Source organism: Stutzerimonas sp. VN223-3 (genome assembly GCF_045999685.1).
Classification (GTDB): domain Bacteria; phylum Pseudomonadota; class Gammaproteobacteria; order Pseudomonadales; family Pseudomonadaceae; genus Stutzerimonas; species Stutzerimonas stutzeri_AR.
Window position 1 is genome coordinate 448,528 of record NZ_RBEC01000001.1, and the last position, 24,394, is coordinate 472,921.

The following is a 24,394-nucleotide window of genomic DNA, read 5'->3' on the forward strand; positions in this document are numbered from 1 at the left end:
ATGCTTATTCCTATACAACTAAGGAAGGCATATGGGGGAAACGGAGCTTACGCTCTCCGCAGTGCCGGCCAAGGCCAGCAAGTTGAAAATCCGACCCGCGCGCCTGACTGTGCTTATTTGCGTTGCGTTGATAGCCGTTGCAATTAGCGTCGGCTATCTGATCGGTCAGCGGCTGGCAATACGGGCACTCGACGCTGCCGCTTCCCATCGGCTCGAAGTCTTCCGCGCTTCCTTCTTCAGCCCAGTCGAGCGTTTCGAGTACCTGCCCGAGCTGATGGCTTCACATCCTGCCGTATTCGAAGCGCTCAATCATCCCGACGATTTGCGCAGCCAGGCCGCGCTCAATTTGATTCTGCAGAACGCTAGCACCAAGGCCGGTGCCGCAGCTGTGTATGTCATGAATCGCGACGGGCTAACGATCTCCGCTAGCAACTGGGACTCGCCTGAAAGTTTCTACGGCAAGGATTTCTCCTATCGCCCGTATTTTCAGAAAGCGCGCGAGGGTAAGGTCGGCCGCTTCTATGGCGTCGGTTCGGTAACTGGCATACCCGGCTATTTTCTGGCCTCGGCGGTACGCGACGGCACGACAATTATCGGCGTGGTCGCGGTGAAGGTGGATCTGGACACGCTGGACCAGCGCTGGCTGGCGGAGTCCGACCAAATTGCCGTCACCGATGACAGCGGCATCATCTTTCTGAGCACGAACAAGGAATGGAAGTACCGAACCACGCGGCCGTTGTCGGATGACGTCTTGCATCGGCTACGCGAAACGCGGCAGTACGCGACGATGCTCAAGTCGCCTGTGCGCTTCACCTCCGATCCGTTGTGGTCCGATCCGCGTGTGGTCCGCGCGAATGAGCCGGACAGTGGCGAGACGCGCCGTTATTTCATGCTCAGCCATTCGCTGCCGCAAGCCGATTGGACTATCACGAGCTACTCGTCTATGGCGCAGGCCGAGCAGACAGCTGCAATTGCTGCATTCATTGCCGCTGGCGGCACGGCGTTCGTACTACTTCTGGCGATGTACGTGCGACTGGTGAGGCGCCGGATGAAGGAGAAAGAAGCGGCCCGAGCAGCAGCTGATGCGGCACACGCGCAGCTCGAAGCCAAGCACCGCGAGCTGGAGGCGCTGAGCCAGCATTTACAGACGATGGCTATTTCCGATCCGCTGACCGGCTGCTACAACCGGCGCTATTTCACCGAGATTGCGGAAAAGATGGTCAGCGCCGCCCAGCGTCACGACCGTTGCATTTCGGTGCTGATGCTGGATATAGATTTTTTCAAGAAAATCAACGACAACTATGGGCATCCTGCCGGCGATGAAATGCTTAAAGCGGTAGCCGCCGCTTGCCAATCCGTGTTGCGGCAACCGGATTTTCTGGTGCGCTTCGGTGGGGAGGAGTTTGTTGCGATCCTGCCCGACACTGATACGACCGCAGCGCTAGTGGCGGCCGAACGCGCACTACAGGTGGTGCAGGCCTTGCAAGTCGAAACTGGCCAGCACGTGCTCGAGGCGACAGTCAGCATCGGGATCGCCGAGTATTTCGAGGGCGAAAGTTCGCTCGACAAAGCACTCGCGCGCGCCGACAGCGCTCTCTACCACGCCAAGCGCAGCGGCAGGAACCGTTGCGTGGCCTATCGGGTAGGAATGGATGAAGATGGCGATGAGCCGGGGATTGCCAGAACTGCACACTGATCGGCAAGCGCTTCAATGTTTAAATTCGAGGCGACGCGGGTCGCAAGGTTGTGTGTGTTGCATCTCCGCAATCAGAAAACGCCAGCTCGATGAGCTAGGCCGCATTCGAACTAATGACGATCAACGGTTTCTCGCTGGCCCCATGATTCTGGAGCCCAGTAACCACTGGGCCACCGATCCATCGTAAATCTGAGACAATCCGGTCTTCACGAAATCGCTTACGGCTGTCCATGACCGACGCAATGCCCGCTATCGACACTCTGCTGAAAAACCTCGACCAGGCGATGTACGCCGACCGCCATCGCTTGCGTCGTCAGTTGCACGACCTGCGCAAGAAAGCCGGCGATGCGTCGATTGAAGATAATCGTCTCGTCCAGTGGCTCGAACGCTTCCGGGCCTCGGTCGCAAAGGCTGAAGCGCGGCGCAACAGCGTGCCGGCGATGCGTTATGACGATCAGCTGCCGATTGCCGCCAAGCGCGAGGAAATCAAGGACGCGCTACGCAAACATCAGGTGTTGGTGATTGCGGGTGAGACGGGCTCGGGCAAGACCACTCAGTTGCCGAAAATCTGCCTGGAGCTCGGCCGTGGCGTGCACGGGCTGATCGGCCATACCCAACCGCGTCGACTGGCCGCGCGTAGCGTCGCCACTCGGGTAGCCGAAGAAATCGGCACCCCGCTTGGCGAGCTGGTGGGTTATCAAGTGCGTTTCGAAGATCAGAGCAAGGAAAGCTCGCTGATCAAATTGATGACCGACGGTATTTTGCTGGCCGAGACCCAGCACGACCGTTTCTTGGAAAAATACGACACCATCATCGTCGACGAGGCGCACGAGCGCAGCCTCAACATCGACTTCCTGCTTGGCTACCTGAAAACGCTGCTGCCGCGCCGACCCGATCTGAAGGTGATCATCACCTCGGCGACCATTGACCTGGAGCGATTTTCCGAGCATTTCAACGGCGCGCCTATTGTCGAAGTGTCCGGTCGCACCTATCCGGTGGAAACCTGGTACCGGCCGCTGTCGGCGGAAGTCGATGAAGACGGCAATCGCGTCGAAGACGACCTTACCGTCGATCAGGGCATCCTCGCCGCGCTGGACGAAATCGATGCCCATGAAAAGAGCATCGGCAAACGACCCGGTGATGTGCTGGTGTTCCTGCCCGGTGAGCGTGAGATCCGCGACGCCGCCGAAGTGCTGCGCAAGGCCAATCTGCGTTTTACCGAGGTGTTGCCACTGTATGCGCGGTTGACGCCGGCCGAGCAGCAGAAGATCTTCCGTCCCGCCGCTGGGCGCAAGATCGTGCTGGCGACCAACGTTGCGGAAACTTCGCTTACCGTGCCGGGCATCCGTTATGTAATCGACTCCGGCACCGCGCGGATCAGCCGCTACAGCTACCGCGCCAAGGTTCAGCGGTTGCCTATCGAGGCCGTGTCCCAGGCCAGCGCCAATCAGCGCAAGGGCCGTTGCGGGCGGGTCGAACCTGGCATTTGCATTCGTCTCTACAGCGAGGAGGATTTTCTCTCTCGGCCGGAATTCACCGATCCGGAAATCCTGCGCACCAACCTGGCCGCAGTGATCCTGCAGATGCTGCACTTGCGCCTCGGCCAGATCGAGGATTTTCCGTTCATCGAGCCGCCGGACGGCAAGGCCATCAGCGACGGTTTCAACCTGCTGCAGGAGCTCTCGGCGGTCAACCGCGAGAACCAGCTGACGCCTCTGGGCCGCCAGCTGGCGCGCCTGCCCATCGACCCGCGACTCGGCCGCATGCTGCTCGAAGCGGCGCAGCTGGGCAGCATGGCCGAGGTGCTGATCGTTGCCAGTGCGCTGTCGGTGCAGGATGTGCGTGAACGCCCGGCTGATCGTCAACAGACCGCCGACCAGGCTCATGCCCAGTGGAAGGACCCGGATTCGGACTTCGCCGCGCTGATCAACCTCTGGCGCGGCTTCGAGGACCAGCGTCAGGCGCTGGGTTCCAACGCATTGCGCACCTGGTGTCGGAAGAATTTCCTCAACTATTTGCGTCTGCGCGAGTGGCGCGATGCCCACCGGCAGCTGACGTTGATTGTGCGTGAGCTGAAGTTGGGCGGTGATCAAAAGGCCAACTCCGATTACCGTAGCGAACGGGGCTCGGTCGCGAAGCTTCGCGAGCAAGCGCTGAGGCGCGCCCCTCGCTCCTACGAAGAGCCCGCCGCAACTGATTCCACACCAGCACTGACTACCGATAACAAGGTCAACGCGATCGTCCGGCAACAGGCCGAAGCCAGCGAGGCCGCGCAAAAGGCGAAAAGCTACGCTGCGGTACACAAGGCGATCCTTTCCGGACTGCTCAGCCAGGTTGGGCATAAAACCGAGGATGGCGACTTTCTCGGCGCGCGCCAGCGGCGTTTCTGGGTCCATCCGTCGAGCGTCATCGGCCGCAAGAAACCCAACTGGATCATGGCCGCCGAACTGGTCGAGACTACCAAGCTGTTTGCGCGCATGGTGGCGAAAATAGAGCCTGACTGGATCGAGCCGCTGGCCAAGCACCTGACCAAGACCAACCACTTCGAGCCGCACTGGGAGAAGAAGCGCGGCCAGGTGGTGGCGTTCGAGCAGGTCACCCTGTACGGCATGATCATCGTCGCGCGGCGCCCGGTGCATTTCGGCCCCATCGATCCGCCGGCGGCGCGCGAACTGTTCATCCGCGAAGGCCTGGTGCGTGGTGAGATGCACAGTCGCGCCAAGGCGTTGAGCGCCAACCGAGAGCTACTGGAGTTATTCGACGAGCTGGAGGCCAAGGCCCGTCGGCGTGACATCATCGCCGACGAGGACACGCTGTTTGCCTACTACGACGCGCGCGTGCCGCAAGACATCTATCAGACGGCCAGCTTCGAGATTTGGTACAAGCGCGAGAGTGCAAAGGATCCGCAACTGCTGATCATGCGCGATGAGGATGTGCTCGCTCGCGACGCCAGTGAAGTCACCAGCGCGCAGTACCCGGACCAGTTGCGCATCGGTGAACTGCAACTGCCGCTGGAATACCACTTCGAGCCCAACCATCCGCGTGATGGCGTGACCCTGCGCGTGCCGGCTCCGTTGTTGCCGCAGCTGCGCAGTGAACGGCTCGATTGGTTAGTGCCCGGCCTCCTGGAAACCAAGGCCGTGGCGTTGGTGCGCAACCTGCCCAAGGCAATCCGCAAGAACTTCGTGCCGGTGCCGGATTTCGTCAAGGCTGCGCTTTCGAAGGTCAGCTTCGGAGAGGGTTCGCTACCCGAGGCGCTTGGTCGCGAGCTGCTGCGCATGACCGGCGCCCGCGTGCCAGAAGAAGCGTGGAGCGAGGCGGCGAACCAGCTCGACAGCCATCTGAAGATGAACATTGAAGTCGTAGACGCCCGCGGTAAGTTCCTCGGCGAAGGTCGCGATTTGGCCGAGCTCACCGCGCGCTTCTCCGAGGCCAGCCAGGCCGCGTTGGCGCCACCGCAGCAAAAGACTGAGCAGAAACCGGTCGAGGCCAAAGCCTTCGCTCAGGTGGCTGAAAAGGCTCAGGCGAAGATGGCCGGGCTGTCGATGACGGTTTATCCGGCTCTGGTGGAAGAGGGTGGGGTAGTCAAGGAAGGCCGCTTCCCAACCCAGGCTGAAGCCGATTATCAACACCGCCGCGCCCTGCAGCGGCTGTTGTTGCACCAACTCAGCGAGCCGGCGAAATATCTGCGCAGCAAACTCCCCGGCCTCACCGACATGGCGCTGCTCTACCGCGACATGGGCAAAGTGGATGCGTTGGTCGAGGACATCCTGCTCGCCAGCCTCGACAGCTGCATCCTCGATGGTGAAGCTCAACTACCCCGCGATGGCGCCGCACTGGCTGCCCTTGCAGAAAGGAAGCGTGGCGATTGGGCGCCGCACGCCGAACGTCTTGCACGACAGGTGCTGGAAATCCTCAAACTCTGGCATAGCCTGCAGAAGCGCTTCAAAGGCAAGATCGACCTGGCCCAAGCCGTGGCTCTCAACGACATCAAGGCGCAGCTCGCAAACCTCGTATATCCCGGTTTCGTCCGCGAGACGCCTGCCGAATGGCTCAAGGAATACCCGCGCTACCTCAAGGCCATCGAGCAGCGCTTCGAAAAGATCGGCGCGCAATTGCAGCGTGACCGGGTCTGGTCCGGCGAACTGGCCGGGTACTGGGAGCACTATCAAACCCGCTCGAAAAAGCACCAGCAGGAAGGCAAACGCGACCCTGAGCTGACCCTCTACCGCTGGATGTTGGAGGAATACCGCGTCTCGCTCTGGGCGCAGCAACTCGGGACCAGGATGCCGACCTCGGACAAGCGGCTGAACAAGCAGTGGAGCCAGGTCGAGCCCTGACAGCAGGGCGTCCAACCACGTCGATCTCTGGAGTTCCGGGGGGCTGGCCTGTCTTCGCGTGCAGCGATTGGCGTCGGCGATGCACTGCGGCTTCGTCATTGTCTGGTCGGTGTGGCGGTCGTCCTCGGCTTTCAGGCGCTCCGCCACGCCCGTCCGTGCGGGTTTTTTCCTAGTCCTGAGTGGGCTCTGAATTTTTTGATTTTCGCAGGATCGCTACCAGCTCCTTTACGCAGCCGGGCAAGGCGTCGAGCTCACGTACCAGCATGCTGCGCTCCCGGATCGCCCAGGGTTCCTTCAGGTGCACCGTGACCAGTTCCATCGTGCGGCGATGACGCTCCGCGGCCGATTCGGGAATGATGCCAATGCCCACACCAGCCTCGATCATCCTGCAGATCGCCTCGTAGCTGGACACTTGAATACGTAACGGTAGCGTGCCGCCGAGCCGTTCAACCTGTGCGCTGACAAAGCTGAAAAGCGTGCTGCCTTCGTGAAGGCCGATATGTTGGTACGCGAGAGTCTGACTCAGCGTGACCTCGGATTCCTTGGCCAGCGGGTGGTTTTTGGGCAGCGCCAGCAGCAGCCGGTCCGTGCTGTAGTGCAGAACCTCCAATCCGCTGGCTTCCACCGGGCCGGCAATGAACCCCAGATCCGCCGAACCATCGAGTACCCCACGGACGATATCTCGCGATAACCGCTCCTGAAGATCAACGGTAACGCCTGGATGTTGGGTGAGAAACCCGACGAGCACTTCCGGAAGAAACTCCGTCACAGCCGTTGTGTTGGCAAAGATGCGTATGTGCCCGAAGGAGCCCGTCCCGTACTCGGCGAACTCAGCCTTGACGTAATCCACCTGCCGCATGATCAGCCTGGCGTGCTGCAAGAGCTTCGTACCCGCCGGCGTCAATGTGACCCCGCGGGTATCGCGATAGAGCAACCGTGTGCCGAGCTGATTTTCAAGCGCCTTTATCCTCGCACTGGTCGCGGCGGGCGACAGGTGGGCGCGACGCGCACCCTGCGTCAGGCTGGGTGATTCGGCTACGTGAATAAAGAGGCGCATATCGGCGATTTCAAAATGCATGTCGCTGTTTCTCCTGGCCGAGCGTTGATGGGTTTTTGCTCCCCGTTGATGGCAGGCGCACTTGAGCGCGTTCTGCGCGGCCGAACACCGGTCTCCGTAATTACAAATTCCCAGAATGCGATTGGGATTGCAAGGTACACCCCACAACAACGCGGTAGGCCAAGGCTTCCCTAGCCATTCCGCTATTCCCAAGCCTGACTTGAGCAAGAAGTTATGGACGTGAATGACAACGAAGAACTCAACGCCATCCGCGAAGGCGTGCGCGCCCTCTGCGCCGAGTTTCCCGCCGAATGCAGCGCCAATCTCGAACAACCTGATCCTGTCGTACGTGGCTGAGCATTCATTGGAGCCGCGCAGCTTCTGAGCGGGTCCGCCCGCAGTTTTCGGAACGAAAACGCGGCCAAGGCAATAGGGAAAGCTGCGTAGGTGTAACAACAAGAATTCATTGACGTGAAGACGACTCGCTCCGGGACATCGTGTCCTTGTTCGATGCGAGTAAGAACTGTGAGAGAGGTGAGGAATGAGCAATCCCCGCATGAAAATCATCGATTCGGATGTGCACCCCTGGGTGAATGGCGATATCGAAGGGCTTAAGCCTTACATGAGCCAGAGCTGGCAAAAGCGCTTTGAAGGCAAACGCGCGATCCTGCCGGACCATCCGCTGCGTCCGCCGTTGGCTGGTGCTACGTCGATTCGCCGAGACGCCACGCCGCCGAGCGGTGGTGCTGGCGGTTCCGATCCGTATTTCATGCGGGAGGACCACTTGGATCCGCACGGAATCGAGTACGCGATCCTTTCGTCGATCCAGGCGGGCAAGCTGGTCTCGCTGCCCAATACCGGCGAGGCCGTTACCTTGGCTCGTGCCTTTAACGATTATTTCCGGGACAAGTGGCTCGACGTCGATTCGCGCTATCGCCTGGCGATGTGCGTTGCTGTGCATGATCCGATCGAGGCGGCCAAGGAGATACGGCGTATCGGCGGCGAAGAGGGCATCGTCGCGGTATACATGCCGCTGATCAATGTGCTCATGGGGAACCGTCACTATTACCCCATTTACGAGGCCGCCGAAGAGCTCGGCCTGCCTATCCTGATTCACCCGACCGGTACCGAAGGGGCGTTTCAGACAAGCGTAGCTTTCGCTGGCGGGGTGCCGAGCACTTACATCGAGCGCCATTCCTGCTTCCCCCAGATCGCCATGGGCAACATTGCCAGCCTGCTGTTCGAGGGCGTGTTCGTGCGTTTCCCTAAGCTCAAGTTCCTGGCGGCAGAATTCGGCTTCAGCTGGGTCCCGCACATGCTCTGGCGCGTCGACCAGAACTGGAGACAGTTCCGCTGTGAAGTGCCGTGGCTTGAATACGAGCCGAGCCGCTACGTACTCGATCACGTTCGTTTCACCAGTCAACCGCTTGAAGAGCCGGAGAAGGATGAGTACCTGATCCAGATTCTGGAAATGGTGCATGCCGAGCGCACCATTCTTTTCAGCACCGACTATCCGCATTGGGACACCGATTATCCCCAGACCACTTTCCAGCGTCTGCCTCAAGCAATGAAGCAGCGCATCTTCTATGACAACGCAGCCGAACTGTTTGGATTGAACGCCGCGGTATAAGCCGGCTAAAGGAGAAAACCCGTGGAGCACAATGTAGGTCACCTGGACGATATACCAGATACCGATGCACTGATCGTCGACATTGAAGGAAGGCCAATCGGTGTGTTCAAGCGAGGCGATAAAGTTTACGCCGTCAAGAATCTCTGCCCCCACAAACGAGCGCCTCTAGCGAGGGGTACGGTCGAAGGCACGATGTTGCCTACTGCGTGCGCAGGCGAATTCAACTACGGAATGGAGAACCAGGTAGTTAGGTGCCCGTGGCACGGCTGGGAATTCGATCTGGAGACCGGAAAGTGCCTGTTTGGCGTGAGTGACAGCAAAATCAAAATCTATCCGGTTTCGGTCAGGGAGGGGCAGGTCTACGTTGACGTGTAACAGACCGAATGCCTCCGACGGCCTGCGCCATATGCCCATGGCGCATCAAACATGACCGATCGTGCCCACCAGCAAGCGGGCCTGTCCCAAGTAGGGTTTAACGCCAAATCTGCCTTTATATAAAGATCGAGGTGAACGATGAACGAAGAGAAATTTTCCGAGAAGTTTAAAAAAGGGCTGCAAACTCGCCGTGATGTATTAGGCGACGAGTACGTCGATGCGGCAGTCAACAAGGCGACTGATTACAACTGGCCGATGCAGGAGTTCGTTACAGAGTACTGCTGGGATGAAATCTGGAACCGCCCTGGGCTCAGCCGCAAGGATCGCTCGATGCTCAACCTGGGCATGATCTCTGCGCTTGGCAGGACGCAAGAACTGAAGATGCATGTTCGCGGCGCCATCAACAACGGCTGGACTAAAGAAGAACTGCGCGAAGTTTTCCTGCAAGTCGCGGTGTACTGCGGTGTGCCGGCCGCCATCGACAGCTTCCGTACGGCGCAGGAAGTGTTCAACGAAATGGGCATCTGATCACCCCCTCTTCATTGAGAACTCACCGTTCATGCGACCGGCACAGGCAGCGTGGGATGGACGATGCGTCCTGCGCACGCCGTGAGTGAAACCCTTCGGGGCGACCTAGCTATCGCAGGCTGCACGTGGGACAGCAAGCGGTGGTTCGAATGGGCCTCGCGTGCAATTCGACCAGTCGAAACGGGCGCGAGTAGCTGTCCTGATCTTGCATTGCGCACGTTTCGCTTTCTGTACTACAAGCTCAAGGGGTGCCATGAAAACAATATTAATTAACGGGCAATGGCTTGCCGCTCATGACGAACGCCTGATTGACGTCGACGAGCCGTCAACAGGAAAAGTCTTCACCCAGGTAAGTCGCGGCGGCGAGTGGGAAGTCAACGCGGCAGTCCAATCGGCGCGCCAGGCACTGAATTCCAATTGGGGGCGGTTCACCGCAGCAGAGCGGGGGAGACTGCTGCTCAGAATTGGCAACCGGATACTCCAACAAGCCAAGGAAATCGCGCAAATCGAATCACGCGACACCGGCAAGCCGCTGCATCTGGCGGAGCGAGACATTGTCGTGCTGGCACGTTACTTCGAATATTACGGCGCGGCGGCTGACAAGCATCATGGCGAAGTCATTCCGTACCTGAACGGTTACACCGTCAATGTCGTGCATGAACCGCTTGGGGTCACCGGGCACATCATTCCTTGGAATTACCCTTCCCAGATGTTTGGTCGCACGGCCTGTCCAGCGTTGGCGGCCGGCAATGCGATCGTGCTGAAACCGTCCGAAGAGGCGTGCCAGTCGGTGCTTTACATCGCGACGTTGATGATGGAAGAAGGCCTGCCCGACGGTGCGCTCAATATTGTCACTGGATTTGGCCATGAGGCTGGCGCGGCCCTGACCGGACACCCGGACATCAACCTGGTCACCTTTACCGGCTCGCCTGGCGTAGGCGCACTCGTGCAGCAGGCGACCGCAGCCAACCATGTCCCCTGTGTGCTTGAACTGGGCGGCAAGTCCCCGCAAATCGTTTTCGCCGACGCCGATCTCGACAAGGCGGTGCCCGCTATTGTCAGCGCCCTGGTACAAAACACCGGCCAAACCTGTTCGGCAGGCACCCGTTTGCTAATTCAGCGCGAAATCTACGATGAGGTGGTGTCGCGTGTTGCGGCGCGGTTCGAGAGTATTCGCGCCGGCATGCCGGACTCCGGTGCCGATTGCGGCCCGATCATCACCCGTGCGCAGTTCGAGCGTGTGCAGGCATTTATCCACCGCCTCCACGAATCCGGTTTGCCGTTGCTTGCAGCCGGCAAACTCGACGGCATCGAGCCGGGCGGATTCTTCGTTCCCCCGATGCTGTTCGGACCTGTCCCTCGTGACCACGAGCTGGCTACTGCCGAAGTGTTCGGTCCGGTGCTTGCAGCCATGCCTTTCGAAGACGAGGCGGACGCCATCGAGCTTGCCAACGCGACGGAATACGGTCTGGTAGCCGCAGTATGGACCGAGAACGGTGCGCGTCAGCAGCGGATGGCGCGCTCGGTGGTCGCGGGCCAGGTGTATATCAACTGCTATGGCGCCGGCGGTGGGGTCGAGCTGCCCTTCGGCGGCCGAAAGAAAAGTGGCTACGGGCGCGAGAAAGGCTTTATCGCCCTGGATGAGTTCACCACCACCAAAACCATAGTGAATTGTTTCGAGTGATGCTCGGGCCGTACGCCCATGCGTCGCTGTAGAGCCTTGGCGTCTTGCACACGTTGCGAAGTCGGGCCTCGCATTCGGTCAGCGCGAATGCGGGTGTCGGGAAAACTAGCTTCAAAACGACTTCGCTGCGGAGCAACCTGTAAGAAAGAGCGCTAGAGAAGATCCGCCGCTCGGGAGGCGAGCATGAGCGGTCACGATGGTTCGCCAGCGTGGCGCCAATGGCGGAATGACTTGGAGGGCAGCCAGTGAATCGCGGCTAGTCGTACTCCATAAAGCTGAGTCGAAACGGATCCCGAAGCATGACCAAGAGAATAATAATCGTCGGCACCGGACAATCAGGCGTTTCGCTGGCGTTCAAGCTGCGGATGCTGGGGTGCCAGGACGAAATCACCCTCATCGGTGAAGAGCCTGACCTTCCGTATCACCGCCCACCGTTGTCGAAGAAATACGTGACCAACCTGGCGGAAGCCGACGGGCTTTATCTGAAGCCCAAGCAACTCTATGAGAGTGAGCGTATCGAGCTGCGGCTGGGCTGTCGGATCACGACGCTAGATCGCACGGCAAAAAGCGTCACCTTGGATGACGGGACGACGCTGCGCTATGACTGGCTTGCGCTGGCTACTGGTGCGAATGCACGGCGCCTGCCGGCTTCGATAGGCGGCGATGCTCGTAATGTCTACACCCTCAGGACACTGGCCGACGCCAGGGCGCTGCGCGACGAGTTCGGCAAAGGACGCCAGCTGTTGGTGGTCGGTGGGGGCTACATCGGACTCGAGACCGCGGCGGTGGCGCGAAGCCTCGGCATGCACGTCACCCTGATTGAACAGGCCGACCGGATTCTCAATCGTGTGGCCTCGGCCGAGACCGCGTCCTACTTCAATGCACTGCATCTGCAAAACGGTGTGGTGATCCGAGAGGGCGTCGGCCTCGATGGTCTTGAACAGCACGAAGGTCAGGCGGTGCGTGCGCGTCTCAGCGACGGTTCAGAAATGGACGTCGATGTGGTCGTCGCCGGCATCGGCGTGAACCCCGCCACGGAACTGGCAGAACGCGCCGGGCTGGTTGTAGTGAACGGCATCGTCGTCGATAGCTGTGGGCGTACCTCCGATCCGTCTATCTATGCTTCGGGCGACTGCGCCTCCTTCCCGTATCGGGGGGTGCACATGCGGCTCGAATCTATCCAGAACGCCGTGGATATGGCGGATGTGGTGGCGCGCTCGATGCTTGGCGAAGAGCCCCACTATCTGCCGATTCCGTGGTTCTGGTCCGATCAGTACGCCACCAAACTGCAGATCGCCGGCCTGCACCTTGGCTACAACCGCGTCGCGGTGAGAGAGGCGCCCCGCTCAGGCCTTTCGGTTTGGTATTTCGATGACGACCGCTTCCTCGCAGTCGACGCGATTAACGATCCGAAAGCCTTTATGACCGCGAAGCGCTGGTTAACGGCTGGCTTCAACCCAAGTTTTGACGCTCTGGCGGACCCGTCGGTCGAGCTGAGCGCCATACCGGAGTTCGTCCTAACACGTACGAATACAACGCAGGAGATCTGATGTGCCTACGATCATTTTCATTGAGCCAGACGGTACCGAGAAGCAGGTGGGTGCCCGGATTGGCCAAACCGTGATGGAAGCTGCTGTACAGAACGGCGTGAAAGGCATTGATGCCGATTGCGGAGGTTCCTGTTCATGCGCGACGTGCCATGGATATGTCGACGAGGCATGGCAAGAAAAACTTGAACCAGCCGACTCGATGGAGTTGGACATGCTCGACTTTGCATATCAACGGTCAGATGGATCTCGCCTGACTTGCCAGCTCGTCGTGGGTGAAGAGATGGATGGGTTAATGATCAAACTTCCCGTCTCTCAAGCCTGACGATGTGAAAAGAGTTTGCCCGGCACGTGTTTATATGCCGAGCAGCAACCGGTGATAGAGCCAATAAGTTCGATGTTTGAACAGTTCGTGTAAATAAAACAAATATAAAAAATAGAGGAACAGCAAATGCTCCGTAAAAAAATAGCTTGCCTTGGTGTTGCATTGTCGTTGTCCACGGGTCTCGCATATGCAGAGTCCATGACGCTGAAGTTGGCGCATCAGTGGCCTCAAAATGAAAAAGACTATGTTGTTGCAGCGGGGGTGCAGTTCGCTGAAGAAGTTGAAAAGCGCAGCGGCGGAGATATTAAAATACGCTTCTTCCCCGCTCAGTCCATCGTCAAGGCGGCTGATACACATACAGCCTTGAAATCCGGGGCCATCGACCTGGCAATCTATCCGTATATATATTCCGCTGGGGCCATTCCCGAGATGAACCTTGTGTTGCTACCGGGTCTTTGGAAAAGCCACAACGAAGTCTTCGATTTCAAAAGTACCGAGGCCTGGAAAGAGCTGGAAGCGAAGGCCAATGACTACGGCTTCAAGACACTTGCTTGGATTCAGATCGCAGGGGGGTTTGCCTCGACCGATGGCCCTATTCGTGTCCCGGCGGATCTGCAGAACAAGAAAGTCCGTGCTGCGGGTAAGTACATGGAGGGTGCGCTCGTAAAAGCTGGCGCGAGCACATCGACAATGCCGTCCTCGGAAACTTATGGAGCCATGCAGAGCGGATTGCTCGACGGTTTATTGACCTCCTCGAGTTCGCTGGGTGCGTATCGGGTGTACGAAGTATCCGAGCATTACGTGTCGCCTGAAGATTATTCGGTCTATTTCACGATCGAGCCGATCGCCATCAGCATGAAAACCTGGAAGGAGCTCAGTCCAGAACAGCAGAAGATACTCGCCGAGGCGGGTAAGAGTGTTGAAGCGAAAGCGCTCGAAGGTGCTATGGCAGAGGACAAGCGCGTCGCGCACGAATTTGCTGCCAACGGCGTAGCTGTGGAAAAGCTGACCGAAGGCGACTGGGATAAATGGCACGATCTTTTTGCCACCCATGCTTTCGCTGCTTTTAAAGAAGGAGTTCCTGGCGGAGCGGCGCTTCTGGAAAAGGCAATTTCAGGACAGCACTGAAACGACCCGTCTACGGACCGGCACGGCTCGCCGCACCGGTCCGTTGAAGTTAGGAGCGAAAGAATGTCCAGTAAAGTTAGATGCTTCGATGGCCTAATCATGTTGAGCGGCATAGTTGCCGGGATTGCGGCTTTTTTTATCGGTATCTCGGTTACTTACGATGTGGTTGCTCGCAGTGTTTTCGGTGCGACAACTAATTGGGTTACCGACGTAAATACCTATATTGTCGCCTTTATCACCTTCGTCGGTGCTGCGTACGCGCAGCGGGAAGGCGCGCATGTGGGAGTAGATATTGTAACGACCCGCTTGCCCCCGAAACTTCGCGGCTTGGCACTGTCGGTGTCGAATGTCATTGTCGTGTTGGTGGTCGGGCTGCTCTTATGGCTCGGCTGCGAACAGTGGCTCGAGATGTGGGTTTCGGGCGAACAATCTGCCGGTATGTTTACCGTGCCTCTCTGGATTCCCTTCAGTTCGCTTCCCATAGGGATGCTGCTGCTATTGGCTGTTCAGTTGCGCAGTACTTTTCGCTGCTGGCTCGCGCCGAGCGGACAGAACTAATCTTAATTTCATGAGATAACTACAATGCCCGTAGAAATTTGGATTGGCGCAGCAATGTTCGGTGCATTGTTGTTGCTTTTAGCGATCGGTATTCCGGTTGCGTTTTCTCTGTTAACGGTCGCCCTTGGCTCCTTGTTCATATTAGAAGGCGGAATTTCGGCTTTCAGTCTGGTGGCCCCAACCCTCAATAGCAGCGTGATGGAGTTTGCGCTGACGGCCGTGCCCCTGTTTATTCTGATGGGCGCAATTATTTCCGCTTCAGGGATGGGCGGACGCCTATATAACGCTCTGGCAATCCTGATGCACGGCGTGCCAGGTGCGCTATTGGTCGCGACGACTCTCGCCTCAACCATCATGGCGGCCGTGTCGGGCTCAAGCGTTGCTACCGCTGGTGCCATCGGGGGGCTGTCAATCAAGGAGATGCGGCGCCTGGGATATAGCGACAACGACTCCTGTGGCGCCGTTGCCGCCGGCGGAACCTTGGGCATTCTGATCCCGCCGAGCATTCCGCTAATCATCTACGGAATCATTTCCGAACAATCGATCAACAAGTTGTTCATCGCATGCATCGTGCCGGGCCTGATCATGGCCGCGTCCTTCATCGGCTATCAGGTGTGGCTCGACTGGCGCCGTGGGAATCTGAAAGTGGTCGACCCTACCGCCAATGTTCGGAAGGTCACGCTGACAATGCGGTTGCGCGCCTTGCTGGATTTATTACCGATGGCGTTGCTCATCTGGATCATCCTGGGCTCCATTTACCAGGGAATCGCCACGCCCACCGAGGCGGCGGCACTGGGGGCGATCACCAGCCTGCTGTTAGCTGGCCTGCTTTACCGCGAGATCGATGGCAAGACGCTGGTCAAGATTCTGCTCGAGTCGGCACGTAGCAGCGCGATGGTGCTGATGATCGTCGCAGCCGCAATGCTGTTCGGCTATGTGATGACCACCACGGCCGTCGCGCCGATCCTCGCCAATGCCGTCGCCAGCATGGACGTGGCCCCATGGGTCGTCCTGGCTGCAATCATGTTGTTCCTGCTGTTTCTCGGCTGCTTCATGGAGACGATTTCCATCATCGTCATCACCACGCCCATCCTGGTTCCGATCATCGATTCGTTCGGTTGGGACCTGATCTGGTTTGGCGTACTGCTGGTCATCAACATGGAAATGGCGCTGATTACGCCGCCGGTGGGTTTGAACCTCTTTGTAGTTCAGGGGGTTGTCCGGGACGTATCCATCGAAAGAATCATTGCTGGCGCTGTGCCTTACGTCGGAATCATGCTGCTGGTGTTGTGCCTGGTAGCGATGGTGCCCTCGATCACGACGCTCTTGTTGAACTAGCGAATGGTCTTCTAGTTGCCGGCTTGGGTGCGAGACCCAGGTTCGAGCGACAACCTCGGTGCGGGCTTTTTGATGTGGGGGTTTTACTTTGAAAATCGCAGTAGTGGGTCTGGGAAACATGGGTGGGCGGGTCGCCAAGCGGCTCATGGAACAGGGGCATGAGGTTGGTATTTATGACACTGATGCCGCGGCCGTCGCACGGTTCGTCGAGCTCGGCGCCACGGGCTACCAAAACCTGAAGGCTCTCGGCGCGGAGCACCCGTTCGTTATTACCGTGCTCCCGAACGGCGATATAGTCAAAAAAGTTGTGTTTGGCGAGCAGGGACTGGCGGCTGGCATGCGGGAGGGCAGCACGCTCATCGACATGACTAGTTCGGTTCCGGCGATCACCACTGAAGTTGGCCAGGCTTTGTCGAAGCAAGGTATTCATTTGCTTGATGCTCCCGTCAGCGGCGGGGTAAAAAAGGCTGAAACTGGCCAATTGACCATCATGGTGGGTGGTGATGCCGCTGTGCTGGCCGATGCCGATGCCATTCTCCGGGACGTGGGCGAGCACGTGATTCACGTTGGCGACCTAGGGGCCGGCCATACCGTCAAGGCTCTGAACAACCTCATCACGGCAACCACGCTGGCCATCACTTCAGAAGCCATGGCGCTGGGCGTCAAGATGGGCGTCGATGCGCAAAAAATGCTCGACGTGATCAACGTCGGTAGCGGCAAGAGCGTGTCGAGCGAGATGAAGTTCCCGCAACAGGTCATGTCGCGCAAGTTCGACGTTGGGTTCACCGTCGGGCTGATGTGCAAGGACGTTGGTATTGCCTTGGATATGGCCCATCAGGCTGGGGTACCGACATTCGTCTCCTCAGCCGCGTACGAATTATGGAAATTCGGCGTAGCTAAAGGCTGCGGTGCCATGGACCACACGGCCATCGCGTTGGTAGTCGAGGAAATGGCAGGTGTCGAAATCAAGGGTTGATTGACGTAGGCCGGGGCGCGGCTGCATACGCAGCAGTGCCCTTGGCAGAGGTGTGCCGCCCGGCCTAAGAATCCCGCTCAGTCGCGCTCCGGCACGAGCCCGTTGTTCAGGTCCGTGCCGGCGCTCTGTTCACCAGTAAAAACAACGAACATTTTTATCAACGTGCATTGGCGCGCTGCTTTTTTGAGCCGCCTACACGAAGCAAAGTAGCTAAGGCCGAGTCATGTTTCAAAAGAATCCATGTGGTGCGCTGCTGGCTACCGTTACCAACAAAGCGAGTCTTAACAGACTGGTTTTCCTCTGCCTGCTGGCGGCGCTTATTAGCATCGCTGGGTTAGTGATGGTCATGGCTGGATTCGTAGCGAATGGACACGAACCCGATGCGGCGCGCTACGCATTCATTGGCGGTGGCGCCGGGTTCGTCGCCACGGCGCTGGGCGCTACGTTTGCAATAACATTGCGGAGGTTGAGCGACGAAATCCAATCAAACATGCTCAGCTTCGCATCCGGAATGATGCTGGCGGCCAGTTTTCTGTCTCTTATATTGCCCGGATTCGATGCGGCCAATTCGATTCTCGAGAACAAATTCATGGCGGCAGGCACGGTAGTGCTCGGCTTGGCGCTGGGTGCCACGCTGATCAGTTGCTTGGACCGATTCCTCCCTCACGATCAGGTGTTCGCATTGTCTTATGGAACGGGCACCGGGCCAGCAGGTGCTAGCCGGGTATGGCTGTTCGTCATGGCGATAGCGATTCACAACTTTCCTGAGGGCATGGCGGTAGGTGTGGGATTTGGCGGTGATCCGGAGCTCGGTGTGTCGCTCGCTACGGCGATCGCTATTCAGGATGTACCCGAAGGCTTGGCTGTCGCCATGGCACTTCGTGCGATTGGTCTTTCCATTCCTGTCTCCTGCCTGGTCGCTGCTGCCACCGGGGTGATGGAGCCCGTCGGGGCGATGTTCGGCCTTGCCGTTACGTCCGGTTTCGCGATTTCTTTTCCCCTTAGCCTGGGGTTCGCCGCCGGCGCCATGTTGTTCGTGGTGTGCAATAACATCATCCCAGAGACCTGTGGGCGCGGCGGCAAGGGCCGCCCCGGACTCTCCCTGATGTCTGGCCTGTGCGTGATGGTTTTTCTCGATGCAGCGTTAGGGTAAGCACGCAGATGACGCCAGATCTGGTGTTAGGAGTCCAAATGATATGAGACAGGGTCTGCCTTCCGTGCTGTCCGGTGGACAATCGCGCTACCTCGTTCTCGCCCAGGGAGAGGCCTGATGGGCGGAGGCTTTCTCCCGCTGGTGGTGACGCTGGCGATCCAGGCGCTCGCCTCGATGGCCTCGTTCACCGTGCCGGTCCTGGCACCGGCCGCTGCTCGCGACCTGGCCGGGCCGGTCGCGCTGGTCGGTGTCTACGTCGCGCTGATCTACCTCAGTGCGATGGTGACCAGTCTGCTCAGTGGGGGTTGGGTGGTCCGTTATGGCGCCATCCGTATCAGTCAGGTCTGCCTGCTGCTGTGCACTGCCGGCCTGCTTTGCGCCGCCAGCGGCACGCTGACGGGGATGGCCTTGAGTGCCTTGCTCATCGGCGCCGGCTACGGGCCGGTGACGCCGGCCAGCTCGCATATCCTGGCGCGCACCACGCCGCCGCATCTGATGGGTTTCATGTTTTCGCTGAAGCAGACCGGTGTGCCGCTGGGCGGCGTGCTCGCCGGGGCGCTGGTGCCGAGTCTGGTCGCCACGGTGAGCTGGCAGGGCGCTGCGGTCGCGGTGGCGCTGGCATGTGCCACGATGGTGCTGGTCGCACAACCGTTCCGCGCCGCTCTGGACAACGATCGCCAGCCGGGCCACGCCGGCCCGCGCGATCCGTTTCGGCCGCTGGTGCGGGTGTTTCAGCACCGGCCGATCCGTGACCTGGCCCTGTGCTCGTTCTGCTTCAGTGCCATGCAGCTGTGCCTGACTACTTATCTGGTTACCTATCTGACCCATGAATACGGCTTGCCGCTGACCACCGCCGGGCTGGTGCTGGCCATCACCCAGGGTGCCGGGATGGTGGGGCGGCTGTTCTGGGGCTGGATCGCCGATCGCTGGCTGCCGCCTCGTCGGCTGTTGCCGCTGCTGGCGCTGGCAATGGCGCTGGCGGCCGGCCTGACCGCCGCGTTCGACCCGGATTGGCCGCTGCTTGCGATGATGCTGGTCAGCGCACTGTTCGGCGCCACGGCGATCGGCTGGAACGGCGTTTACCTGTCCGAAGTCGCCCGTCTGGCGCCGCCGGGTACGGCCGGCCTGTACACCGGCGGCACGCTGTTCTTCACCTATTTCGGGGTGGTCGCCGGCCCGCCTTTGTTCGCCCTGATCGCCGAGGCGAGTGGTTCGATGGCCAGCGGCTACGCCACCTTCGGTGCGTTGCTGCTGGCCATCGGCCTGCTGCTCGGGCACTTCGCCCGGCGCCCGGCACCTGCTACCGGCTCGGTCTGAGACCGACTCGTCCCACGGAGGAAACATGTCCGCACAGTCCTATCTTGATCTCGCGGGGCTCGAGGCCGATGTGCTCGATGCGCGACGCACGAGCTTTGGCGGCAAGCTCTGCGTACACCCGCGTCAGGTCCAGCCGATCAACAAATCGACCGCGGCTGAGCCGCGCGACCAGCTCAAGCAGGCGGCCGAGCGGTTATTCGCCGAACGCGGCTTTCACCGTCTCAGTCTGCGTCAGCTGGCGGCCGCGGTTGGCTTGCAGCCAGGCTCGCTGTACGCCCACTTCGAGAGCAAGGACAGCCTGCTTCAAGAACTCATCGAGGATGGCTACGACGCCTTGCTTGAGAGCGCCCGTGCCAGCCTGCAACGAGCGCCGCGCGATGGTGCGCTCGAAGCCCTGGTTCGCAATCACTTGGAATTCCGGAGCGCCCATCCGTGCTGGTTCTTCCTTGCGGCGGTGGAGCGACGCCATCTTCCGGCGCCGCGGCAGGCCGAGATCCTTTGCTCTGAGCGTGATTATGAGGGGCTGTTCGCAGGTGTTCTGAGCACCTATACAGATTCCGATGGTCACCGCACCCACGCCGCGGTACGCCAGTTGCTACGCCTGCTCGATGCTTTATTACCCCACGACGAAGCGTCTGGGGCTCCTTCGCAACCCAACGACTGGGCGAGCGATCTGGCCTGGCTGGCTGTGCAGCGATTGTCGTCCGGAGCGCTTGCCGGGCCGGGATCGGCGTGCGCTCGCTAGGCGGTCACGCGTCGCCCAGCGCCGCACCCACAAACTCCAGCCGATCCTGACCAAAGAACAATTCACCGTCGACAAAGAAGCTCGGCGCGCCAAACACGCCGCGTTGCACGGCTTCGTCCGTGTTTGCCTTGAGCGTCGTCTTGATCTCCTCGTTCTGCAGCATCGCTTCGAACTGCTTGGGATTCAGGCCGGCCTGCTGTAGCACTTCGGCGATGACGGCCGGGTCCGCCAGGTTGCGGTTTTCAATCCATAGCGCGCGGAACATGGCGTCGAGGTAGCGAGGGAAAGCGTCTGGCTGTATCGCCAGGTAGCCCATGGCTCCGCGCATCAGACTCAACGTATTGATCGGGAAGTGCTGGTTGAAGACGAAGGGCACGCCGTAGCGACGGGCGTGGCGCTGCAGGTCGGTGAGCATGTAGCGGCCTTTCGCCGGGACGGTCGCTGGCGAGGCATTGCCGGTGGCCTGGAACACACCGCCGAGCAGCATCGGGCGATAGTGCAATTGGGCCCCGGTGCGCTCGCATAACGCTGGCAACTGGGTCCAGGCGAGATAGGTCGCCGGGCTGCCGAGATCGAAGAAGAACTCCACGGTCTTGTTCATTGTTCATTTCTCCATTGATGGGTGGCTTACCAGCGCTCGATCCAGGGGCGCAGGTCGAGTTCGAAAGTCCAGGCATCGCGTGGCTGGCTGTGCAGATGCCAATAGTTGTCGGCGATGTGCTCGGGGTTGAGGATGCCGTCCTGATCCTTTAGCGCGTAGCGTTCGGGGAAGCTGTCGCGGATGAAGTCGGTATCGATGGCGCCATCGACCACCACGTGGGCGACGTGAATGTTCATCGGGCCCAATTCGCGCGCCATGCTCTGCGCCAACGCGCGAATGCCGTGCTTGGCGCCCGCGAACGCGGCGAAACCGGCGGAACCGCGAAGCCCGGCCGTGGCGCCGGTAAAAAGGATGGTGCCGCGCCCGTGCGCGACCATTCGCTTGGCCACCGCCTGGCTAGTGAGAAAGCCGGCGAAGCAGGCCATTTCCCAAATCTTGAAATACTTGCGGGCAGTCTCTTCGAGAATGCTGCAGGGCACGTTCGCACCGATGTTGAACACCATCACCTCGATCGCGCCGATATCGCGCTCGATGGTCTCGATCAACTGGGCGACATCGTCCTCCTTGCGTGCATCGGAGGCGAAGCCGTGAGCGCGACCGCCTTCGGTGATTATCTGATCGACCAGCGGTTGCAGCTTGTCGGCGCTGCGTCGGGTGACGCAGGCGATGTATCCCTCACGGGCAAAACGCCGCGCAATGGCACCGCCGGTGGAATCTCCGGCACCGATAACCAGGGCGACGCGATTGTTGTTATCCATGGGCTCGCTCTCTTGCTAAACGATCGTTAGGTAAACGAACGTTATGTTACGCTCGGCTCATCGTCAAGCGACACTCACGAGGTTGTGCTGCATGCGTTATTCCTCCAGCCACAAGCAAGAGACCCGACAGCGTTTGGTCGAAAGCAGCGGCGCCATCGCCAAGCGCGGCGGCTTCGCTACCACCGGTGTGGATGGCCTGATGAAAGCCATCGGCCTGACCGGGGGCGCTTTCTACAGCCACTTCCCCTCCAAGAACGATCTGTTTACCGAAGTGGTGCGCCGTGAGCTGTCGCAAAGCCCAATCCTTGCCCGCGAAGGCGGCTTGACCCGGCAGACGCTAGAGCGCTGTCTGGACAGCTACCTGAGCCTGGCCCATCTGCATAACCCGGAGGCTGGCTGCGCGATCCCGGCGCTCGGCGCGGAGATTGCCCGTGCCGATATTCAAGTGCGGGAGGAGGCCGAGCACTGGCTGTCTACGTTGCAACAGGCCTGGGCAAGCGCCCTGGGGGATGGCCAATTGGCCTGGGCGCTGATTGCGCAATGCGTTGGCGCATTGGTCGTGGCGCGCATGCTGGCCAGCGAAGAGACCCAGCGTGAGGTGCTCGACGCGAGTCGCAGCGTGCTGCATACGGCGCTGGAGCGTGCGGAATAGACGCGCTAGGGCGGGAGGCAATTTACTGCACCGCGTACGAGATCTCTGAGCCTATAAGGCATTGTCATGATGCTCAGCCTCAGATGCGATCCTTCCCATCAAACCGCGGAATGGCCCGGCTCTCGGCCCTCTCGGCTCTGGCTTCGATTAAACGGAATGGCACCTTCGGATAATACGAACACCGATTGGCCGATTATTTGTAATGGATAGGCGCTCGATGCCGATAGCGTTACTCCCAAGTCGGCAGGTGCCGTTGGGCTGATCCAGACAAATAGAGGGTTTCCCCATGTTGATAAGACGCCTGAAGGTCGGCCCTCGCGCTGTGCTCGGCTTTTCTGCAGTGGCATTGCTCGTAATCATTCTTGGGCTATTCGCCCAGAGCCAGATGAAAAGCATCCGCGCGACTACGGTCGAGGTCATGGACAACACGCTGCCCAGCTTCGTGTCGCTAGGTTCGATCAGCGAAGCCATGCTACGTCTGCGGATCATTTCCTTCCGCATTCTGGTCGATCGCGAGGCCGAGCAGTTGCGCAGCACCATCGCCCGCGGCGATGAGCTGGTAGCGGAGCTCGACACGTTGGTAAAGGCGTATTCCAAGCTCGTTGTCACCGATGCCGAGAAGTCTCAGTTCAATCTCTTCGAGCAGGCCCTGCAAGACTACATCGGCATCCACAAGCGGCTGGTCGAAGTCTCCGGCTCTGGCGATGTCGAAAGCGTGCGGTCACTGTTAGGCGGTGAATACACAGAGCTCTCTATCAAACTGGGCGCGCAGCTCAAGACGTTGGTGAAGATCAACAATGCCAATGCCGAAGCGTTCGCTGCGCTGTCCCAATCCCAATACGAACACTCCAACATTGGTGTGTTTGCGTCGATGGGCGTAGCCGTTGCACTGACCATTCTGCTGGCGTACCTGTTCACGCGCAGCATCGTTGCGCCGCTGAGCGAGGCTGTGAAGGCGGCTGAGGCGGTTGCCCAAGGTGACCTCACTTATCCAATCCAGGTCAACGGTGATGATGAGCCGGCCCGTCTGCTCGGTGCACTGCATGGCATGCAGCAAAGCCTCAAAGGCACTATCCAGCGCATCGTCGATTCGTCGATGCAGCTCGCCTCGGCCGCTGAAGAGCTCAACGCAGTGACCGAGAATTCAACCAAAGTGCTTTTGCAGCAGAATCAGGAAATCGAGCAGGCCGCGACGGCCGTGAACGAGATGACCGCGGCGGTGGACGAAGTGGCTGGAAATGCCACCGCGACATCTGAGGCTTCACGCGACGCCGACCGCACGGCAGGGCACGGGCGTCAGCAAGTCGACCAGACCATCACCTCTATCAATGACGTGGCAAACAGCGCCGGCGAAACCGTTGAGCAGGTTACTCAGTTGGCCGAGCGGGTGCGTGGCATCAGCTCGGTGCTCGACGTGATCCGCGCCATTGCCGATCAAACGAATCTGCTGGCGCTCAATGCCGCCATTGAAGCGGCGCGGGCGGGTGAAGCCGGTCGCGGATTCGCCGTAGTGGCCGATGAAGTTCGGGCGCTGGCGCACCGGACCCAGCAATCTACCCAAGAGATCGAGCAGATGATCGTCGGCACCCAACAGGGCACCGACCAAGCCATGTCGTCCATGCAGATCAGCAACCGGCGTGCTCAGGAAACCCTGACTATCGCGCGCGCCGCTGGCGAAGCGCTGCAGCAGATTACAGAAGCCTTCAGCCAGATCACCGAGCGCAACCTGGTCATTGCAAGTGCGTCGGAGGAACAAGCTCAGGTTGCCCGCGAAGTCGACCGAAACTTGGTGAACATCCGCGACTTGGCCATGCAGACGTCGGCCGGTGCCCACCAGACCAGTACTGCCAGCCAAGAACTTGCGCGACTGGCGGTCGACCTGAACGGGCTGGTCACACGCTTCAAACTGGCATGACGCCGCGCTGCATGCCTAGGCAGTGACGCTTAGTTGGCGTCAGCTTGCGGCTTGAGGCTAGACCGGTAAGC

General features: G+C 59.7%; 20 protein-coding genes and 1 pseudogene. 18 read left to right on the forward strand and 3 right to left on the reverse strand.

Translation table 11 applies throughout. The annotated features are described in order from the left end of the window. Window positions 1-31: 31 nt before the first annotated feature. Both D7241_RS02080 and hrpA read left to right on the forward strand, forming a co-directional pair. Window positions 32-1,696 carry a diguanylate cyclase gene (locus D7241_RS02080; RefSeq protein WP_408100110.1) on the forward strand — a complete coding sequence of 555 codons (1,665 nt, stop codon included), beginning with the start codon at window positions 32-34 and terminating at the stop codon, window positions 1,694-1,696. 230 nt (window positions 1,697-1,926) lie between these two features. Further along, complete coding sequence (gene hrpA / locus D7241_RS02085; protein ID WP_408100111.1) at window positions 1,927-6,036, forward strand: ATP-dependent RNA helicase HrpA; 4,110 nt, start codon at window positions 1,927-1,929, stop codon at window positions 6,034-6,036. A gap of 169 nt (window positions 6,037-6,205) precedes the next feature. Here hrpA and D7241_RS02090 read toward each other — a convergent pair whose 3' ends face one another. Next, window positions 6,206-7,114 (reverse strand): LysR family transcriptional regulator, encoded by a 909-nt coding sequence (locus D7241_RS02090; protein WP_408100112.1) that lies wholly within the window; start codon window positions 7,112-7,114, stop codon window positions 6,206-6,208. A gap of 219 nt (window positions 7,115-7,333) precedes the next feature. Here D7241_RS02090 and D7241_RS02095 point away from each other — a divergent pair. The 14 genes and pseudogenes from D7241_RS02095 to D7241_RS02160 form a co-directional block, all read left to right on the forward strand. Continuing rightward, window positions 7,334-7,402: pseudogene (locus D7241_RS02095) on the forward strand (hypothetical protein); the annotation flags it as partial. Window positions 7,403-7,634: 232 nt separating this feature from the next. Then, window positions 7,635-8,723, forward strand: a complete 1,089-nt coding sequence (locus D7241_RS02100; RefSeq protein ID WP_255983631.1) for an amidohydrolase family protein — start codon at window positions 7,635-7,637, stop codon at window positions 8,721-8,723. A gap of 21 nt (window positions 8,724-8,744) precedes the next feature. Continuing rightward, window positions 8,745-9,098, forward strand: a complete 354-nt coding sequence (locus tag D7241_RS02105; protein WP_255983633.1) for a Rieske (2Fe-2S) protein — start codon at window positions 8,745-8,747, stop codon at window positions 9,096-9,098. Window positions 9,099-9,236: 138 nt separating this feature from the next. After that, window positions 9,237-9,626: a carboxymuconolactone decarboxylase family protein gene (locus D7241_RS02110; RefSeq protein WP_408100113.1), complete on the forward strand. Its 390-nt coding sequence runs from the start codon at window positions 9,237-9,239 to the stop codon at window positions 9,624-9,626. 253 nt (window positions 9,627-9,879) lie between these two features. Continuing rightward, window positions 9,880-11,310 (forward strand): aldehyde dehydrogenase family protein, encoded by a 1,431-nt coding sequence (locus D7241_RS02115; protein ID WP_408100114.1) that lies wholly within the window; start codon window positions 9,880-9,882, stop codon window positions 11,308-11,310. Between the two features lie 299 nt (window positions 11,311-11,609). Continuing rightward, entirely contained in the window at window positions 11,610-12,860 is a 1,251-nt protein-coding gene (locus tag D7241_RS02120) for an NAD(P)/FAD-dependent oxidoreductase (RefSeq protein ID WP_408100115.1), read from the forward strand. Window position 12,861: 1 nt separating this feature from the next. Next, window positions 12,862-13,182, forward strand: a complete 321-nt coding sequence (locus D7241_RS02125; RefSeq protein ID WP_408100116.1) for a 2Fe-2S iron-sulfur cluster-binding protein — start codon at window positions 12,862-12,864, stop codon at window positions 13,180-13,182. Between the two features lie 126 nt (window positions 13,183-13,308). Beyond that, window positions 13,309-14,310, forward strand: a complete 1,002-nt coding sequence (gene dctP / locus D7241_RS02130; protein ID WP_408100117.1) for a TRAP transporter substrate-binding protein DctP — start codon at window positions 13,309-13,311, stop codon at window positions 14,308-14,310. 63 nt (window positions 14,311-14,373) lie between these two features. Beyond that, window positions 14,374-14,868, forward strand: coding sequence for a TRAP transporter small permease (locus D7241_RS02135; RefSeq protein ID WP_408100118.1), 495 nt, complete (start codon window positions 14,374-14,376; stop codon window positions 14,866-14,868). 24 nt (window positions 14,869-14,892) lie between these two features. Next, on the forward strand, window positions 14,893-16,206 hold the full coding sequence (locus D7241_RS02140) for a TRAP transporter large permease (RefSeq protein WP_408100119.1): 1,314 nt from the start codon (window positions 14,893-14,895) through the stop codon (window positions 16,204-16,206). Between the two features lie 103 nt (window positions 16,207-16,309). Then, entirely contained in the window at window positions 16,310-17,182 is an 873-nt protein-coding gene (locus tag D7241_RS02145) for an NAD(P)-dependent oxidoreductase (protein WP_408101172.1), read from the forward strand. A gap of 223 nt (window positions 17,183-17,405) precedes the next feature. Next, window positions 17,406-18,335 carry a ZIP family metal transporter gene (locus D7241_RS02150; protein WP_408100120.1) on the forward strand — a complete coding sequence of 310 codons (930 nt, stop codon included), beginning with the start codon at window positions 17,406-17,408 and terminating at the stop codon, window positions 18,333-18,335. Window positions 18,336-18,452: 117 nt separating this feature from the next. Beyond that, complete coding sequence (locus tag D7241_RS02155; RefSeq protein WP_408100121.1) at window positions 18,453-19,652, forward strand: MFS transporter; 1,200 nt, start codon at window positions 18,453-18,455, stop codon at window positions 19,650-19,652. 25 nt (window positions 19,653-19,677) lie between these two features. Further along, entirely contained in the window at window positions 19,678-20,397 is a 720-nt protein-coding gene (locus D7241_RS02160) for a TetR family transcriptional regulator (protein ID WP_408100122.1), read from the forward strand. 4 nt (window positions 20,398-20,401) lie between these two features. Here D7241_RS02160 and D7241_RS02165 read toward each other — a convergent pair whose 3' ends face one another. After that, a complete protein-coding gene (locus D7241_RS02165) occupies window positions 20,402-20,998 on the reverse strand; it encodes a 2-hydroxychromene-2-carboxylate isomerase (RefSeq protein WP_408100123.1) in 597 nt (198 codons plus the stop codon). A 26-nt stretch (window positions 20,999-21,024) separates the two neighbouring features. Next, window positions 21,025-21,756 (reverse strand): SDR family oxidoreductase, encoded by a 732-nt coding sequence (locus D7241_RS02170; protein ID WP_408100124.1) that lies wholly within the window; start codon window positions 21,754-21,756, stop codon window positions 21,025-21,027. Window positions 21,757-21,847: 91 nt separating this feature from the next. Here D7241_RS02170 and D7241_RS02175 point away from each other — a divergent pair, with 91 nt between their 5' ends. Together D7241_RS02175 and D7241_RS02180 are read left to right on the forward strand one after the other, a co-directional pair. Next, window positions 21,848-22,408, forward strand: a complete 561-nt coding sequence (locus tag D7241_RS02175; RefSeq protein WP_408100125.1) for a TetR/AcrR family transcriptional regulator — start codon at window positions 21,848-21,850, stop codon at window positions 22,406-22,408. A 286-nt stretch (window positions 22,409-22,694) separates the two neighbouring features. Beyond that, window positions 22,695-24,323 carry a methyl-accepting chemotaxis protein gene (locus tag D7241_RS02180; RefSeq protein ID WP_255981034.1) on the forward strand — a complete coding sequence of 543 codons (1,629 nt, stop codon included), beginning with the start codon at window positions 22,695-22,697 and terminating at the stop codon, window positions 24,321-24,323. Window positions 24,324-24,394: the final 71 nt, after the last annotated feature.

What these genes read in the sequence shown, in the direction of transcription:
- D7241_RS02080 (WP_408100110.1), top strand. Translation starts at nt 32, where the DNA reads ATGGGGGAAACGGAGCTTACGCTCTCCGCAGTGCCGGCCAAGGCCAGC.
- hrpA (WP_408100111.1), top strand. Translation starts at nt 1,927, where the DNA reads ATGACCGACGCAATGCCCGCTATCGACACTCTGCTGAAAAACCTCGAC.
- D7241_RS02090 (WP_408100112.1), bottom strand. Translation starts at nt 7,114, where the DNA reads ATGCATTTTGAAATCGCCGATATGCGCCTCTTTATTCACGTAGCCGAA.
- D7241_RS02100 (WP_255983631.1), top strand. Translation starts at nt 7,635, where the DNA reads ATGAGCAATCCCCGCATGAAAATCATCGATTCGGATGTGCACCCCTGG.
- D7241_RS02110 (WP_408100113.1), top strand. Translation starts at nt 9,237, where the DNA reads ATGAACGAAGAGAAATTTTCCGAGAAGTTTAAAAAAGGGCTGCAAACT.
- D7241_RS02115 (WP_408100114.1), top strand. Translation starts at nt 9,880, where the DNA reads ATGAAAACAATATTAATTAACGGGCAATGGCTTGCCGCTCATGACGAA.
- D7241_RS02120 (WP_408100115.1), top strand. Translation starts at nt 11,610, where the DNA reads ATGACCAAGAGAATAATAATCGTCGGCACCGGACAATCAGGCGTTTCG.
- dctP (WP_408100117.1), top strand. Translation starts at nt 13,309, where the DNA reads ATGCTCCGTAAAAAAATAGCTTGCCTTGGTGTTGCATTGTCGTTGTCC.
- D7241_RS02135 (WP_408100118.1), top strand. Translation starts at nt 14,374, where the DNA reads ATGTCCAGTAAAGTTAGATGCTTCGATGGCCTAATCATGTTGAGCGGC.
- D7241_RS02140 (WP_408100119.1), top strand. Translation starts at nt 14,893, where the DNA reads ATGCCCGTAGAAATTTGGATTGGCGCAGCAATGTTCGGTGCATTGTTG.
- D7241_RS02150 (WP_408100120.1), top strand. Translation starts at nt 17,406, where the DNA reads ATGTTTCAAAAGAATCCATGTGGTGCGCTGCTGGCTACCGTTACCAAC.
- D7241_RS02155 (WP_408100121.1), top strand. Translation starts at nt 18,453, where the DNA reads ATGGGCGGAGGCTTTCTCCCGCTGGTGGTGACGCTGGCGATCCAGGCG.
- D7241_RS02160 (WP_408100122.1), top strand. Translation starts at nt 19,678, where the DNA reads ATGTCCGCACAGTCCTATCTTGATCTCGCGGGGCTCGAGGCCGATGTG.
- D7241_RS02165 (WP_408100123.1), bottom strand. Translation starts at nt 20,998, where the DNA reads ATGAACAAGACCGTGGAGTTCTTCTTCGATCTCGGCAGCCCGGCGACC.
- D7241_RS02170 (WP_408100124.1), bottom strand. Translation starts at nt 21,756, where the DNA reads ATGGATAACAACAATCGCGTCGCCCTGGTTATCGGTGCCGGAGATTCC.
- D7241_RS02175 (WP_408100125.1), top strand. Translation starts at nt 21,848, where the DNA reads ATGCGTTATTCCTCCAGCCACAAGCAAGAGACCCGACAGCGTTTGGTC.
- D7241_RS02180 (WP_255981034.1), top strand. Translation starts at nt 22,695, where the DNA reads ATGTTGATAAGACGCCTGAAGGTCGGCCCTCGCGCTGTGCTCGGCTTT.